The organism is Streptomyces crystallinus (assembly GCF_039521265.1).
Lineage (GTDB): Bacteria > Actinomycetota > Actinomycetes > Streptomycetales > Streptomycetaceae > Streptomyces > Streptomyces crystallinus.
The window spans coordinates 249591-264976 of sequence record NZ_BAAACA010000066.1 but is presented as its reverse complement, the minus strand read 5'-3'; the positions used below and the strand labels follow the sequence as shown (position 1 = coordinate 264976).

The 15386-nt window shown below is 71.4% G+C and carries 14 protein-coding genes and 1 pseudogene; 11 read left to right on the top strand and 4 right to left on the bottom strand.

From position 1 onward, the window contains the following. Positions 1-6 precede the first annotated feature (6 nt). Genes ABD236_RS34695 through ABD236_RS34685 form a run of 3 tightly spaced genes read left to right on the top strand, consistent with a single transcriptional unit; the run spans position 7 to position 2434 of the window. On the top strand, positions 7-912 hold the full coding sequence (locus ABD236_RS34695) for a glutamate ABC transporter substrate-binding protein (protein ID WP_344081694.1): 906 nt from the start codon (positions 7-9) through the stop codon (positions 910-912). Positions 913-920: 8 nt separating this feature from the next. Beyond that, complete coding sequence (locus ABD236_RS34690; RefSeq protein WP_344081691.1) at positions 921-1565, top strand: amino acid ABC transporter permease; 645 nt, start codon at positions 921-923, stop codon at positions 1563-1565. After that, on the top strand, positions 1562-2434 hold the full coding sequence (locus tag ABD236_RS34685; RefSeq protein WP_344081688.1) for an amino acid ABC transporter permease: 873 nt from the start codon (positions 1562-1564) through the stop codon (positions 2432-2434). The genes ABD236_RS34690 and ABD236_RS34685 overlap by 4 nt, the downstream gene beginning before the upstream one ends. Positions 2435-2468: 34 nt before the next feature. Here ABD236_RS34685 and ABD236_RS34680 read toward each other — a convergent pair. After that, positions 2469-2777: pseudogene (locus tag ABD236_RS34680) on the bottom strand (acyl esterase); the annotation flags it as partial. Beyond that, a complete protein-coding gene (locus ABD236_RS34675; RefSeq protein WP_425544020.1) occupies positions 2717-3937 on the bottom strand; it encodes a L,D-transpeptidase in 1221 nt (406 codons plus the stop codon). The gene ABD236_RS34675 and the pseudogene ABD236_RS34680, both read right to left, overlap by 61 nt. A 224-nt stretch (positions 3938-4161) precedes the next feature. Between ABD236_RS34675 and ABD236_RS34670 the strand changes: the two genes are divergently transcribed. The 6 genes from ABD236_RS34670 to ABD236_RS34645 all read left to right on the top strand — a co-directional run bounded on the left by ABD236_RS34670 (position 4162) and on the right by ABD236_RS34645 (position 11014). Beyond that, positions 4162-5319 carry a lipid II:glycine glycyltransferase FemX gene (locus tag ABD236_RS34670; RefSeq protein WP_344081685.1) on the top strand — a complete coding sequence of 386 codons (1158 nt, stop codon included), beginning with the start codon at positions 4162-4164 and terminating at the stop codon, positions 5317-5319. Next, positions 5316-6956 (top strand): murein biosynthesis integral membrane protein MurJ, encoded by a 1641-nt coding sequence (gene murJ, locus ABD236_RS34665; protein WP_344081682.1) that lies wholly within the window; start codon positions 5316-5318, stop codon positions 6954-6956. Before ABD236_RS34670 ends, murJ begins: the two co-directional genes overlap by 4 nt. 84 nt (positions 6957-7040) lie before the next feature. Continuing rightward, positions 7041-7721 (top strand): response regulator, encoded by a 681-nt coding sequence (locus ABD236_RS34660; RefSeq protein ID WP_344081679.1) that lies wholly within the window; start codon positions 7041-7043, stop codon positions 7719-7721. Continuing rightward, positions 7718-9175 carry an ATP-binding protein gene (locus tag ABD236_RS34655; protein ID WP_344081676.1) on the top strand — a complete coding sequence of 486 codons (1458 nt, stop codon included), beginning with the start codon at positions 7718-7720 and terminating at the stop codon, positions 9173-9175. Before ABD236_RS34660 ends, ABD236_RS34655 begins: the two co-directional genes overlap by 4 nt. Continuing rightward, positions 9172-9654: a hypothetical protein gene (locus ABD236_RS34650; RefSeq protein WP_344081673.1), complete on the top strand. Its 483-nt coding sequence runs from the start codon at positions 9172-9174 to the stop codon at positions 9652-9654. The genes ABD236_RS34655 and ABD236_RS34650 overlap by 4 nt, the downstream gene beginning before the upstream one ends. 64 nt (positions 9655-9718) lie before the next feature. Next, entirely contained in the window at positions 9719-11014 is a 1296-nt protein-coding gene (locus ABD236_RS34645; RefSeq protein WP_344081670.1) for a cytochrome P450, read from the top strand. Here the strand turns inward: ABD236_RS34645 and ABD236_RS34640 are convergent. Beyond that, positions 10962-11696 carry a hypothetical protein gene (locus ABD236_RS34640; protein ID WP_344081667.1) on the bottom strand — a complete coding sequence of 245 codons (735 nt, stop codon included), beginning with the start codon at positions 11694-11696 and terminating at the stop codon, positions 10962-10964. The two genes, ABD236_RS34645 and ABD236_RS34640, sit on opposite strands and share 53 nt — an antisense overlap. Positions 11697-11800: 104 nt before the next feature. On the opposite strand from ABD236_RS34640, the gene ggt reads away from it, so the two are divergent. Then, positions 11801-13597, top strand: a complete 1797-nt coding sequence (gene ggt, locus ABD236_RS34635) for a gamma-glutamyltransferase (RefSeq protein WP_344081664.1) — start codon at positions 11801-11803, stop codon at positions 13595-13597. Positions 13598-13765: 168 nt separating this feature from the next. Beyond that, positions 13766-14473 (top strand): glycoside hydrolase family 75 protein, encoded by a 708-nt coding sequence (locus ABD236_RS34630; RefSeq protein WP_344081662.1) that lies wholly within the window; start codon positions 13766-13768, stop codon positions 14471-14473. Between the two features lie 87 nt (positions 14474-14560). Here ABD236_RS34630 and ABD236_RS34625 read toward each other — a convergent pair whose 3' ends face one another. Continuing rightward, positions 14561-15214: a DUF4360 domain-containing protein gene (locus ABD236_RS34625; RefSeq protein WP_344081660.1), complete on the bottom strand. Its 654-nt coding sequence runs from the start codon at positions 15212-15214 to the stop codon at positions 14561-14563. Positions 15215-15386 lie beyond the last annotated feature (172 nt).

Below are 15386 nucleotides of genomic sequence, written 5' to 3'. Positions count from 1 at the left end.
GCAACCATGACGCGTACGCGACGCGCGCTGGCAGCGCTGGCGCTGGTCCTGGCCGCCGCCGGGTGCGGCAGGTCGGGCAGCCCGCCGGTGAAGGGCCCCCAGGCCGACCAACTGCCGCACTACCAGGTCATGACGGGCTTCACGCTGCCCGGCTCGGCGGTGTGGCGGCGGGCCAAGAACCGCGGCCACCTGGTCGTCGGCGCCAAGGAGGACCAGCCCTACATGGGCGAGAAGGACCCGGCGACCGGCGTCTACTCGGGCTTCGACATCGAGATCGCCAAGATGATGTCCGCCTCGCTGGGCTTCGACCCCAGGTCCATCGAGTTCAAGACGATCGCCTCCGCCAACCGCGAGACGGCCCTGCAGAACGGCCAGGTCGACTACTACGTCGGCACCTACACCATCAACGACAAGCGCAAGAAGCTGGTCGGCTTCGCCGGGCCCTACTACATGGCCGGCCAGGGCCTGCTGGTGCGCACCGACGAGGACGACATCGCCGGGCCCCAGGACCTGGCCGGCAAGCGCGTCTGCTCGGCCGCGGGCTCCACCCCGTACCAGCGCATCGAGAAGGACTACCCGAAGGCCGAACTCGTCGCGTACGACACGTACTCCGTCTGTGTGGACAACCTGCTCACCTTCCAGGTCGCCGCCGTCACCACCGACGACACCATCCTCAGCGGCTACGCGGCCAAGGTCCCCGACGAGCTCAAGGTCGTCGGCAAGCCGTTCTCCAAGGAGCCGTACGGCGTCGGGGTGCCCAGGAGCGACAACGCCCTGCGGTTCGCCCTCGACGACGCCATCGCCGCCCATGAGAAGAACGGCGACTGGCAGAAGGCCTACGACGCCACGCTCGGCCTGTCGGGACGCAAGGCCGCGCCCGCCCCGCCCATCGACCGCTACCCGGCGAGCTGAGGCCCCGCATGGACGTACTGACCAAGAACTTCTCGCTGTACGGCAAGGGCTTCCTCGGCACCGTCGAGCTCACCGTCTACTCCTCGGCCGTGGCGCTGGTGCTCGGCTTCCTGATGGCCTCCTTCCGGGTGTCGCCGGTCGGCTCGTTCCGGGCGCTGGGCACCGTGTGGGTCAACGTGCTCCGCAACACCCCGCTGACGCTGCTCTTCTTCGCGGTGCTGCTCGGGCTGCCGCGCTTCGGACTCGTGCTGCCCTTCAAGCTGTTCGCGGTGATCGCGCTCGGCTGCTACACCTCCGCGTTCATCTGCGAGGCGCTGCGCTCGGGCATCAACACCGTGCCCACCGGCCAGGGCGAGGCGGCCCGCAGCCTGGGGATGAGCTTCGGGCAGACGCTCTCCGCCGTGGTGCTGCCGCAGGCCTTCCGCTCGGTCATCCCGCCGGTCGGCTCCACCCTCATCGCGCTCGCCAAGAACTCCGCGATCGCGGGCGCCTTCAGCGTCACCGAACTGCTCGGCACGTACAAGACGCTCAACGAGCTCGGCTACGACATCGTCTGGACCTTCATCTGGATCGCCGTCGGCTATCTGATCGTCACGCTCACCATCAGCGCCGTCTTCAACCTCCTGGAGAAGTACTGGGGAGTCGCCCGATGACCGCACAGCTGTCCACCGAAGCCACCGCGCTCTACGACATCCCCGGCCCGAAGACCCGCCAGCGTCACCTGCTCTACGGGCTGCTCTCCACCGTACTGATCCTCGCCCTGCTCGGCTGGATCATCTACCTCCTCTTCGACACCGACCAGTTCACCGTCACCAAGTGGCGGCCCTTCGCGTACGAGGGGATCCAGCTGCTGCTGCTGCGCGGGCTCGGCAACACGCTCAAGGCGTTCGGGTTCGCGGCGCTGTTCTCGCTGGTGCTCGGCGCGGTGCTGGCGACCGGGCGGCTCTCCGACCACCGAGCGCTGCGCTGGGTCGCCACCCTGTTGGTGGAGTTCTTCCGCGCCATGCCCGTCCTGGTCATGATCTTCTTCATCTTCGTGGCGCTGAAGGTACAGCCGTTGCCGGCGCTGGTGGCCGGGCTGACGCTCTACAACGGCTCGGTGCTCGCCGAGGTCTTCCGCTCCGGCGTCAACTCCGTGGAACGCGGCCAGAAGGAGGCGGCATTCTCACTCGGGATGCGCAAGACGCAGGTCATGACGTACGTGCTGGTCCCCCAGGGGATCCGGGCGATGCTGCCGACCATCATCAGCCAGCTGGTGGTCGCCCTGAAGGACACCTCGCTGGGCTTTCTGATCACCTATGAGGAGTTCCTGCACGCCGGGAAGCTCATCGCATCGAATCTCGACTACGATTTGCCGTTCATCCCCGTGGTGATGGTGATCTCGCCGATCTACATCGGGATGTGCATGTTGCTCTCCTGGTTCGCCACCTGGATGGCCAGGAGACAGAAGCGCAATCCCAAGACGGAGGCCGTGGATGTCGCCCCGGCCGAACCAGGGACGCTGCTGCCAGGAGCGCAGTAGCAAGGGGGCAAGCCCTCCCGGCAGCAGCCGGTGATCACTCCTCGCGGAGAGGGACCGTCAGATACGACGGGTCTGACGCGGGCGGGGAGAAGGTCAGCTGCGCGCCGGTCGGGCTGTGCTCGATGTAGAGCGGGTCGACGGTGTCCAGCACCGGTGCCGGACGTGTCCGGCCGTGGAAGGTGCGGGGGGCGTTGCTGACCGGCTTGCCGAGGCCGAGCGGGCCCACGTCGCACTGGTACGCGACGCGGGTGCCGCTCTCCTTGGTGGGGGTGGGGGCTGGTTCTAGGCGCCCGAGGTGGCGGCGCCGTTCAGGGCGCTCTTCTTCTGCCACTGCTCCCAGCCGAGGTTCCACTCGCCGTAGCCGTTGTTGACCGCCTGGGGGCCCTTGGTCTCGTCGCCGGTGATCTCGAACGGGTCGCCGGGCTGCGCCATGCCGTACAGCTCCTTGGCGTTGGCGTCGCTCATGCCGATGCAGCCGGAGCTGTGGTTGGTGTTGCCGAAGTACTGGCTGTTCCAGGGTGCGGCGTGCGCGTACATCCCGGACCAGGTCAGACGCATCGAGTAGTCGACCATCTTGTTGTAGGCGTCGCCCAGGCCGACCGTCTCGGAGTTCATGTTTATCGTGCCCTCCTTCGCCATCAGGACGGCCTTGCCGCGCCAGGAGCGCTTGTCGCCACCGGGCGTGCCCCCGGACACCGGGATGTCCTTGACCACGGCGCCGTCGCGGTACACCTTGAGGCGGTGGTTGTCGAGGTCGACCTTGACGACCTGGTTCTTCCCGATGGTCACGTTGGTCGTGTAGTCGCGCACGAACCAGCCGCTGCCCGAGTCGACGCCGTTGAGGTCGGCGTTGAGCGTGACCTTGGTCCCGCTCTTCCAGTACTCCTTGGGCCGCCAGTCGACCCGCGTCTTGCCCGAGTAGTCCTCCATCCAGCCCCAGGAACCCTCGGTGTTGTTCGAGGTGGTGACCTTGAGCTGCTTCTCCACCGCCGCCTTGTTCTTGACCGGGTGGTCGAAGACGATCGACAGCGGCTGGGCGACGCCGACCGTGGAGTTCTTGCCGGGCACCAGCGTCAGCTTGTTCACCTTGTCCGCGGCGGCGGTCGCGAACCCGGCCTTGGCGGTGGAGCCCTTGTCGTCCTTCGCCTCGACGGCGTAGGTGGTGCCGGGCGCGGCGTTGCGGTCCGAGGTCCAGGTCCTGCCGTCGGCGGCTATCTTCCCCGCCAGCGTCCCGCCCTTGCCGTCGGTGACCGTGACCTGCTGGAGCTTCCCGCCGGCGAGCGTCACCTTCACGGGCTCGCCCGCCTTCGCCTGCTGCCCTGTCAGATTGACCGAGATCTCGGCCTTCTTGGCGCCCGATATGTCGGCGCCCCCCTTGGCGTCGCCGGATCCGCCCGAGCCACCGGAGCAGGCGGTGAGTGCCGCGGCGAGGACCGCGGTGCCGACGACCACGGCGTTACGGGCCGGGCGGCGGAGCAGGGTGTGGCGGCGTATGCGGCTCAACTGGAAAACCTCCGTAGCAATGCTTCTCCATGGGAGAGAGTCGGTAACACGACTCTAGGTTGCGCAAAGCGCCGAAAAACTCCGGGGATTCGTTTGTGACAGGGACCGCAGAGGAACTGTCACCGTCCGGTCACATTCGTCGCGCGGCCCGGTCATGGACCGCTGTGAGGCTCCTGTGCATCCCCGTGGAACCGATGGCGGGGCGTACTTGGGAGGCCACCGACGTGTCCGCACTGCTCGTGACCGGCGACCGGGACCAGGACCTGACGGTGCGCGGTCTCTCCGTCGCCGAGTACCGGTCCTTTCTGGCGGACCGCCCCGACGTGAGTTTCCTGCAGTACCCCTCGTGGGCCGAGGTCAAGGACCAATGGTCCGCGGAAAGGGTCGGCTGGCATCTGGACACGGGTGAATTGAAGGGCGCGGCCCTCGTGCTCTACCGGCAATTCCCGGGCACCCGGAAATACTTCGCCTACCTGCCCGAGGGGCCGGTCGCGGACTGGGCCGACCCGGACGTCGACCGCTGGCTTGGGCCGCTGCTGCGCCATCTGCGCCGGGCCGGCGCCTTCGCCGTGCGCATCGGGCCCTCGCTCGCCTACCGGCGCTGGGACGCCGCGCTGCTGAAGTCCGCGACCGGCCCCGGCCGCAAGGTCGGCGACGTGCTCGCCACCGAGGTGGACTCGCTGGGCAGCGCGGTCGCCGAGCGGCTGCGGGCGCGCGGCTGGCGGCGCTGCGGCGGGGACGGCGAGGACGCCGACGCCCAGCCGCGGTACGTCTTCCAGGTGCCGCTCGCCGGACGCACCGCCGACCAGCTGTGGTCCGGGCTCAACCAGGAGTGGCGCCGCAATGTGCGCGCCGCCAAGAAGGCGGGCGTCGAGGTCGTCACCGCGGGCGCGGCCGAGCTGCCCGAGTTCTACCGGCTGCTGCGGATCACCGAGGAGCGCGACGGCTTCCGGCTCGGCCGCTCCCTCGCGTACTACGAGCGCCAGTACGCGGTGCTCAACGCCGAGCAGCCGGGCCGGATGCGGCTCTACCTCGCCGTCCACGGGGGTGAGGTGCTGGCCGCCCACACCATGATCACCGCGGGGCGGCGGGTCTGGTACCAGACCGGCGCCTCCGCCGACCACCGCCGCGAGGTGCGGCCCAGCAACGCCCTCCAGTGGCAGATGATGCTGGACGCCCACGCACTCGGCGCCGATGTCTACGACATGCGCGGGGTACCCTCCACCCTTGATCCACACGACCGCCCGTTCGGCCTGCTGCGCTGGAAGCTCGGCACCGGAGGCCGGGTGGTCGAGACACTGGGGGAGTGGGAGACACCGATGAGCGGCACCGCCAACCACGCGCTGTACCGCGCGTTCCAGGCCTATCTGGCCCGCCGGTGACGGCCCCGGTCCAGGCCGGGCCCCGGCACGCGGCCAAGGCGTCGGTGGCGCGCAGCGGCGCGGTGATGGCCGCCGGGTCGATCGTCTCCCGTGCGACCGGGTTCGTCCGCTCCGCCGTGGTGGTCGCGGCCCTCGGCACCGGGCTCGTCGGCGACGGTTTCACGGTCGCCAACACCATCCCCAACATCCTCTACACCCTGCTCATCGGCGGCACCCTCAACGCGGTCTTCGTGCCGGAACTGGTCCGCGCCGCCCAGGAGCACGCCGACGGGGGCAAGGCCTACACCGACCGGCTGCTCACCGCGTGCACCGCGGCCCTGGTGGCGCTGACGGCCCTCGCGGTGCTCGCCGCACCGGGCATCATCGACTTCTACACCGACTACACCGGCGGCCAGCGCGACCTCACGGTCGCCTTCGCCCGCTACTGCCTGCCGCAGATCCTCTTCTACGGCCTGTTCACGCTCCTGGGACAGGTCCTCAACGCACGCGGCCGGTTCGGCGCGATGATGTGGACGCCCGTCCTCAACAACCTCGTCGTGATCGCGGTGTTCGGCCTCTATCTGGCGACCGCCGGGACCTCCGGCGACACCCTGAGCGCCACCGACACCCGGATCCTCGGCTGGGGCACCACCGCCGGGATAGCCGTCCAGGCGCTCGCCATGCTCCCGGCGCTGAGCGCGGCCCGGTTCCGCTGGCGGCCGCGCTTCGACTGGCGCGGCAGCGGCATCACCCGCCCGCTGCGCTCGGCGGGCTGGCTGGTGCTGCTCGTCCTGACCAACCAGGCCGCGTACTGGGTGGTGACCCGGCTCTCCACCACCGCCGGCCGGCACGCCCACGACCAGGGCGTGGCCGGCGGCGCGGGCTACACCGCGTACACCAACGCGTACATGATCTGGGTGGTCCCGCACGGCATCGTCACCGTCTCGCTGCTCACCGCCCTGATGCCGCGGATGAGCCGGGCGGCGGCCGACCGGGACCCCGCGGGGGTGCGCCGCGACCTGTCCCACGGGCTGCGCTCCAGCGCCGCGATGATCGTCCCGGCCGCCTGCGCGCTGCTCGCGCTGGCGCCCTGGCTGATGGCCGTGGTCTTCGGGTACGGCCGGACGACCCCCGCCGACGTCGAGGTGATGGCGGGGATGCTGATGGCGTTCGCGCCCGGGCTCATCGCGTTCTCCGGGCAGTACGTGCTCTCGCGCGGGTTCTACGCGCTGGGCGACACCCGCACCCCGTTCGTCCTCAACCTGGTGATCGCCGGGTGCAACGCGGGCCTGTCCGCCCTCGCCTATGTGCTGCTGCCCGCGCGCTGGGCGGTCACCGGGATGGCCGGGGCGTACTCGCTCGCGCTCTTCGCGGGCTGGGCGGTCACCGCGTACACCCTCGACCGCAGGCTCGGCGGCGGCGCCGGGCTGCTGCGCTCGCCCTCCCTCGCCACCCACGTCCGGCTGCTGCTCGGCTGCGCCCCCGCGGCGCTGCTCGGCTACGCGGCGGCCCGCGCGGCCGACCCGCTCGGCGACTTCGCCGCGGCCGGGGCCGGCACCGCCGCGCTGCTGGTGACGATCGCGCTGCTCGCCCGGCCGCTGCGGCTCGACGGCATCAACGACGTGCTCGGCAGGCTCCGCGGCGGCCGCAAGCGCTGAGGCCCCCGAGGCACCTGAACACCTGAGATGCCTGAGACACCCGACACATCCGAGCCCTACGAGACTGCTGGGATACTGACGCTCATGCCACGCGTGCTGCTCATCGAGGACGACCCCTCCGTACGGGAAGGGGTCGAGCTCGGGCTGCGCAGGCGCGGCCACGAGGTGCGCGCGGCCGAGACCGGGGAGGCCGGACTCGCGGCGCTCAAGTCCTTCCAGCCCGAGCTGGTCCTGCTCGACCTGATGCTGCCCGGCATCAACGGCGTCCAGGTCTGCCGCCGCATCCGCGAGACCAGCCAGCTGCCGATCATCATGCTCACCGCGCGCGGCGACGACTTCGACGTGGTGGTGGGTCTGGAGGCGGGCGCCGACGACTACATCGTCAAGCCCGCCCGCACCGAGGTCATCGAGGCCCGTATCCGGGCCGTGCTGCGCCGGCTCACCGACCCCGGCCGGCCCGGCCTGGAGTTCCACGGCGAACTCGCCCTCGACCGGGCCGGACTCACCGCCGCCAAGTCCGGCGAGCGCCTGGCGCTGGCCCCCTCCGAGCTCAAGCTGCTGCTGCACCTGTCCGCCCACCCCGAGCAGGTCTTCAGCCGCCAGCAGCTCCTGGAGTCGGTGTGGGAGCACAGCTACCACGGTGACGCCCGGCTGGTCGACGCGTGTGTACGGCGGCTGCGCAACAAGGTCGAGGACGTCGCCGGCAGCCCGCGCTACATCCAGACCGTCCGCGGCTTCGGCTACCGGTTCGGCCCGCTGCGGTGATACGCGCGCTCAAGCGGCTCGGACGCATCGGCCTGCGGGCCCGGCTGGTGGCCGCCTTCCTGCTGGTCGCCGTGATCGCGGCGGGCACCACCGCCACCCTCATCTACCAGGAGGCCCGCTCCGCCATCCTCCAGCAGGCCCAGGACACCGCGGTCGCCCAGCTGCGCGACCAGATCGGCGCGCAGACGGTCAAGCTGCCGATGACCAGCACCTCGCTGCGCGAGTTCAGCCTCGCCCTGGGCCGCCAGGGCAAGCCGCACCCCTGGTACGTCTACGCCGAGTACGGCACGCTGCGCGCCTCCAACGTCAGCCAGCCCACCTCCGGCGTCCTCACCGACGAGCTGCGCCGGCGCGCCCGGGCCAACGCGCACGGCTCCTTCCAGCGGGTGATCAAGGACGGCCGGCCCTGGCTGACCATGGGTATGCCGGTGATGCTCGGCGTGGAGGGGATGCAGCCCGCGCAGCCCACCGGGATCACGGTGTTCGCGGTGATGCCGCTGAGCACCGAGGAGGAGAACGTCCAGGCGATGGTGAGCGCCGCCCGCGACGGCGCGCTGCCCGCACTCGCCATCGCCCTGGTGCCCGCGCTGCTCGCCGCCCGCAGTGTGCTGCGGCCGGTCCGCGATCTGCGCCGGGCCGCCAGCAGCATGGGCAAGGGGCGCCTGGACACCCGTATCGAGGTGAAGGGCTCGGACGAACTCGCCGATCTGGCCTGGACGTTCAACGAGTCCGCCGAGGCGCTGGAGCGGTCCGTCGAGGAGCTCCAGAAGGCCGAGGCCAGGGCCCGCAGATTCGCCTCCGACGTCTCGCACGAGCTGCGCACCCCGCTCGCCGGGATGCTCGCGGTCACCGAGGTCCTCGACGAGGACGCCGCCCGGCTGGACCCCGACACCGCGGCCGCCGTCCGGCTGATCTCCACCGAGACGGACAAGCTCGCCACCCTCGTCGACGACCTGATGGAGATCTCCCGCTTCGACGCCAAGGCCGCCGAGCTCAACCTCGACGAGGTCGACGTGGCCGAGACGATCGCCAAGACCCTCCAGCGCCGGCGGTGGGAGGAGCAGGTGCACGTCGAGCTGCCCGAGGGGATCCGGGCCATGCTCGACCCCAGGCGCTTCGACGTCGTGGTCGCCAACCTCGTCGGCAACGCGCTGCGGCACGGCACCGCGCCGGTCCGGGTGACCTTGCGCGCCGACGGCGACCGGCTGGTCACCGAGGTGTCCGACGGCGGCCCCGGGATCGCCCCGGCCGTGCTGCCGCACATCTTCGACCGGTTCTTCAAGGCCGACGCGGCCCGTACCCGCTCGGCGGGCAGCGGGCTCGGGCTCGCCATCACCCTGGAGAACGTCCGGCTGCACGGCGGCACCGTCCGGGCCGCCAACGGCCCCTCGGGCGGGGCGGTGTTCACCGTCGAGCTGCCGCTGCGGCCGCCCGGCGAGGGGACGCCGTCATGAGGGGGGCGCGGCTGGCCGCGCTGTGCGCCGCGCTGCTCCTGGCGGCCGGGTGCGGCATCCGCTCCACCGACGTCGTCCAGGTCGGCGACCCGGCGTACGGGAAGGTGACACCGAGCGGCGACGAGGGGACCACCTTGTACTTCAAGGGGCCCAATGGTCTGCTGCCGGTGGTCCGCTCCGGCGGGAACAAGGACGCGAGGCTGGGCGGCGCTTTGATGCAGCTGCTCAACGGCCCCAGCGACGCCGAGAAGGACGCGGGCCTCACCAGCGAACTGCCGAACTTCTACGGCGGGCTCGCCCTCGGCGTGGAAGGCGACCAGGTGACGGTCCACCTGGAGCGCGCCGTCCTGGACTTCCCGCTCCTCGCCCGCCAGCAGTTCGCGTGCACGGTCGCGCACGCGGTGCCCCAGGGGCAGGACCTCAAGGTGACGGTGATCGGCACCGACGGACGGCTGACCCTGCCGGCCTGCCCCTTCTGACGTCCGCCTGCCGCTCGGCCGGGGCGGTCTTGTCGGCGGCGCCCGTGGGCGTCACCGTGGTGCGATGAGTGATCTGCCGGACGTCTTCGACCCGCGCCGGTACGCCGCCGGGCCGCCCCACGACGACTACCGGGAGCTGCGCGAGCGGCACCCGGTGGCCTGGCAGGAGGAGTACGAGGTCCTCGGCTGGCCCGCCGGACCCGGCTTCTGGGCGGTCACCCGGCACGCCGACGTCGTACGGGTGCTCAAGGACGCGGCCACCTACTCCTCCGCGCTCGGCGCCACCCAGATCCGCGACCCCGACCCGGACGACCTGCCGTTCATCCGGCGCATGATGCTCAACCAGGACCCCGCCGCGAGCTCTTCGGCCGGGCCGGCCAGGGCGGACCACCACGACCACGGCAGGCTGCGGCGGCTGGTGAGCCGCGCCTTCACCCCCGGCCGCACCGACCGCTTCGCGGCGGCGGTACGGAACCGGGCGCGCACCCTGCTCGGCGCGGCCCGCGACGGCGCCGAGGGCGGCGCCTTCGACCTGGTCACCGAGGTCACCGACGACTACGCGCTGCTCAACCTCGCCGATCTGCTCGGGGTGCCCGGCAGCGACCGCGGGCTGCTCCTCGAATGGACCGAGCGGGTCATCGGCTACCAGGACCCGGACGAGCCGCCGGTGCTCGGTCCCGACGGGCGGCCGGTCGACCCGCGCTCGCCCGCGATGCTGCGGGAGATGTTCGCGTACGCCCAAGAGCTCGCCGCCCACAAGCGGCGCGAGCCCGCCGACGACGTGATGACCGCGCTCGCCCACTCCGAACTGGGCGACGCCGAGCTGGAGATGTTCTTCTTCCTGCTGACCGTGGCGGGCAACGACACCGTGCGCGCGGCGGCCCCCGGCGGCTTCCTCGCGCTGGCCGAGGACGGCGAGGCCCAACAGGCCCTGCGGGAGGGCCGGGTGGGCGTGGACAGCGCCGTCGAGGAGCTGCTGCGGTGGCACCCGCCGGTGCTGACCTTCCGCCGCACCGCCGTACGGGACACCGTGCTGGCGGGGCAGCGGCTGCGGGCGGGCGACAAGGTCGTCGTCTTCCACGCCTCGGCCAACCACGACGAGCGCGTCTTCGCCCGCCCGCACCGACTGGACCTCAGCCGCGCGCCCAACCCCCATGTCTCCTTCGGGGACGGGCCGCACGTCTGCCTCGGCGCGCACTTCGCCCGCCTCCAGCTGAGGGTGCTGCACGAGGAGGCGCTGCGGCTGCTGCCCCCGTACACGCTCGCCGGGCCGCCGCGCAGGCTGGTGTCGAACTTCATCAACGGGATCAAGGCGCTGCCGCTGGAGCTGTCGGGGCCGGCGCGAGGGCCGCTCGGGTGACGTCGGCGACCACCTCCACCACGTCCGGGCCGTAGGCGAGGGAGTTGACGACCTTCAGGAGCAGGCAGAACGTGCCGTCGCCGTGCTTGCGGGCCAGCTTCTCGTGGTTGCGGGCGAGATAGCGGGTGGCCGCCTGGTTGGTGATCGCGCGCTGCCCGCAGAAGAGGAAGACGGGCCGCTGTCCCTGACCGGCGGTGACCCGCGCGAGTATGACGTACTCGGTGACCCCGCCCTCCACCAGATACCGCTCGCCGCCGATGGTGAACGCGCCCCGGTCCGGGACGGGTTCGGTGTCCACGTTCATGGTGACGCCAGGGAGCAGCGCGGAGAGATGAGCGGCCATCCGGCGATTGGAGTAGGGCCCGCCGAGGCAGAACTCGGTGCGCACGCCGAAGCCCTGCTGGGTCGCGTCGTGCTGGACGATGCGCGCGTGCGCCCCGCAGTCCTTGATGAGGGAGGCGAGTTCGAGGAGGGCGAACACGTCGAACCGGTGCACCGCGCCCTCCTTGCCCGCGTCCCGGTTGACGACGAGCAGGCACTCGGAGTGGGTCGGCAGCCCGAAGAACGCCTGCTTGCGGCGGAGCCTGCGCTTCCAGAGGTAGGTGCGGGTGAGCCAGCCCAGGGCGCCGCTGATGCCCGCGGCCACCACGCCAAGCACGATGTTGCGTACGTCGTCGTTCATGGGCGGGCATGTTAGCGGCAGCGCGACACCGTGTTCGAGACGGTCCTGACGCGGCGGCGGGAGCGACGCTACGCTGCGCGGACATCGCCACCCAGGAGGTACGCATGCGTCGCTCCGCCGTCCGCAGTCTCGCGTTACTGGCCGTCGCCGCGGCCGTGGCGACCTCGGTCGCGGCCGCCCCGCCGGGCACAGCGCCCCCGCCCGCCAAGACGCCCGAGGCCGTGGGGTACGGCGGCGCCGTGGCCAGCGTCGACGTGGACGCCACCGCCGCCGGCATCGAGGTGCTCCGGCACGGCGGCAACGCGGTGGACGCCGCCGTCGCCACCGCCGCCGCGCTGGGCGTCACCGAGCCCTACTCGTCGGGCATCGGCGGCGGCGGGTACTTCGTCTACTACGACGCCGGCTCCCGTACCGTGCACACCATCGACGGCCGCGAGACCGCCCCGCGCTCCGCGACCTCGTCCCTGTTCCTGGAGAACGGCAAACCGCTCCCGTTCCCCGACGCGGTGACCAGCGGGCTCAGCGTCGGCACCCCCGGCACCCCGGCCACCTGGGACGCGGCCGTCGACGCCTGGGGCTCCAAGCCGCTCAGCCGGCTCCTCAAGCCCGCCGAGCGCCTCGCGCGCGACGGCTTCACCGTCGACGAGACCTTCCGTCAGCAGACCGCCGACAACCAGGCGCGGTTCGCGGACTTCCCGGACACGGCGAAGCTGTTCCTGCCCGGTGGACAGCTCCCGGTGGTCGGGTCCCGGCTGCGCAACCCCGATCTCGCCCGCACCTACGAGGAGTTGGGCCGCGAGGGCGTCGACGCCGTCTACCGCGGCGACCTCGGACGCGACATCGTACGGACGGTCCGCAAGCCCCCGGTGGCGCCCGGCTCCAGCAGGGTCGCGCGCCCCGGCGACCTCACCGACAAGGACCTGCGGGCGTACGCGGTCGAGCGCCAGGCGCCCACGAAGGTGGACTACCGGGGCCTGAAGGTCTACGGGATGGCGCCCTCGTCCTCCGGCGGCACCACGGTCGGTGAGGCGCTCAACATCCTCGAACACACCGATCTGTCGAAGGCCTCCGAGGTCCAGTATCTGCACCGCTACATCGAGGCGAGCCGGGTGGCGTTCGCGGACCGGGGCCGCTGGGTGGGCGACCCGGCCTTCGAGGACGTACCGACCAAGGGGCTGCTCTCCCAGCGGTTCGCCGACTCCCGGGCCTGTCTGATCAGTGACACCAAGGCGCTGACCAGCCCGCTGGCGCCCGGCGACCCCCGCCACCCGGCGCCGTGCGCCACCTCCGGCCAGGCCTCGCCCACCACGTACGAGGGCGAGAACACCACGCATCTGACGGTGGCCGACAAGTGGGGCAACATCGTCTCGTACACGCTCACCATCGAGCAGACCGGCGGCAGCGGGATCACGGTCCCCGGCCGGGGCTTCCTGCTCAACAACGAGCTGACCGACTTCTCGTTCGCCCCGGCGAGCCCGGCCGTCCACGACCCCAACCTGCCGGGTCCGGGCAAGCGGCCGCGCTCCTCGATGTCGCCGACGATCGTGCTGGACGGGCGCGGGAAGCCGGTGATGGCGCTCGGCTCGCCGGGCGGCGCGACCATCATCACCACGGTGCTCCAGTCCCTGGTCGGGCACCTCGACCGGGGCCTGCCGCTGGTCGACGCCATCGCCGCGCCCCGCGCCAGCCAGCGCAACGGGGCCAGGACCGAGCTGGAGCCCGGGCTCTACAACAGCCCGCTCCGGGCCCAGTTGGAGGCGCTGGGGCAGGCCTTCTCGCTCAATCCGGTGATCGGCGCGGCGACCGGCGTGGAACGGCTCGACGACGGCCGCTGGGTGGCGGCCGCCGAGCGGGTCCGGCGCGGTGGCGGCTCCGCGATGGTGGTGCGCCCAGCCGGGTGACAGTTCATCAGATTCCGCCGCCGGGCGGGTGAAGCGGGCGCGGCCCTCGTCCCTCAGGGGACGGGGGCCGCGTTTCATTTGATGTGACCAGTGTTGACGCGCTCATGCAAACAGGTCGGATTGCCGCAGGTCAGGTAAGGAATCGTCCTCCCAGAAGGGTCCCCCCACGTGCATACGCGAACGCTAGCCCTCGCCGCCGCCTCCGGCGCCGCCCTCCTCGCCACCGCGGCCCTGCCCGCCACCGCCTCCGACGCGCCCCGCGCGGCCGCCGCCCCCGCCCGCACCGGGGAGGGCTCGGTCGGTGCGGCCGAGCTGCTGGCCAAGGTGACGTCCTGCTCGCAGATCTCCAGCGGCAAGTACCGGACGGACAGCGGGAGTGCCGCGACGGTCCCGGTCTGCGGCAAGAACGGCGCCGTCTTCTGGAAGGCCGACCTCGACATCGACTGCGACGGCCAGACCACGACCGCCTGCAACCGCGTCACCGACCCGTGGTTCCAGGGCGACACCGCCTTCCACCAGTCCGACGGCAGACCGCTCAACGCCGAGAAGCTGCCCTATGTCGTGGTGCCGAGCTCCAGCTCGATCTGGAACTACTCGGCGGCCGGGATAAGAGGGGGTGGTGTGGCCGCCGTCATCTACAACGGCAGGGTCGAGTACGCGGTGGTCGGGGACACCGGCCCCTCGAAGATCATCGGGGAGGCGTCGTACGCCACGGCGAAGGCCCTCGGGATGAACCCCGACCCCGCCACCGGGGGCGCCCGGTCCGGCGTCACGTACATCCTCTTCAAGAACTCGCGGGCCGAGCCGATCGAGAGCCACGGGGCGGCGGTGTCGCTGGGCGACGAGCTGGCGAGGCGGTTCGTCGCGGAGAACTGAGGGAGTGGAGGGGGTGGCATGGGGTGGGGTTGTGCGGCGGGCCGCCCGGTGTCGTGCCGGGCGGCCCGTGGGTGCGTACGGTGGGGGTTACTTCGGCGGGCACACCTTCCACGAGAAGTGGTACGTGGTCGTGATGCTCGCGTCGGTGGAGTCCATCGTGATGAAGCTGGTGGTGTTGACGGTGTCGGAGGTGCCGGCCCCGGCCCGCAGCTCGGTGTTGATGTTCAGATAGCGCTCCTCCCCACAGGCCTTGTAGACGATGGCGGCGACGTCGGTGGTGTCGTTGGTCTGCCAGTCGTCGTCGAGCGGCCCCTTGAAGGGGTGCGCGATGTAGGCCGTCTGCGACATGCCCTGGAAGTAGTAGTTGGCCCGCTCCTGCGCGGTCGCGCCCTTCTCCAGGTGGGCGAAGCCGCGGTAGTCGGCGGAGGCGATCCCGTAGGTGAAGCCCTGCGGGACGTGGACGTTCAGCGCGAGCTGGCAGTTCTTTCTGATGTCGGTGGGCTCGGCGCCCTTGCCGACCTGTGCCAGGTAGTGGCTGTACGTGACGGTGAACGCGGTGTTGTCGGGGGAGACCGCGACGGCGGCGGTGCCCGCGGGGCACCCCGAGCCGTTGACGGTCACGAGGTCGATCACGATCTTGTCGGGCGGCGGGGTGCCCCAGCCGGGGGTGTGGCCGGACGCGCTGAGCGGGGCGGCCAGCAGGACGGCTGATGCGCCGCCGATGGCCAGTGCGTTGAACATGACGCTCCCTTCGGTCATGTCGCCAGCCCGGTTCTCCTGTGGGGGGTTGGCGGGACCATGACAGCAGAACGTCATGTTCCGGGACAGGTACGGACCAGCCACGTGGCGCCCCTCTCGGGGCGTTGTCCGTGGCCCGTTCTTGGCGTCGGGTTTCGGCCGGATCGCGCCGCCG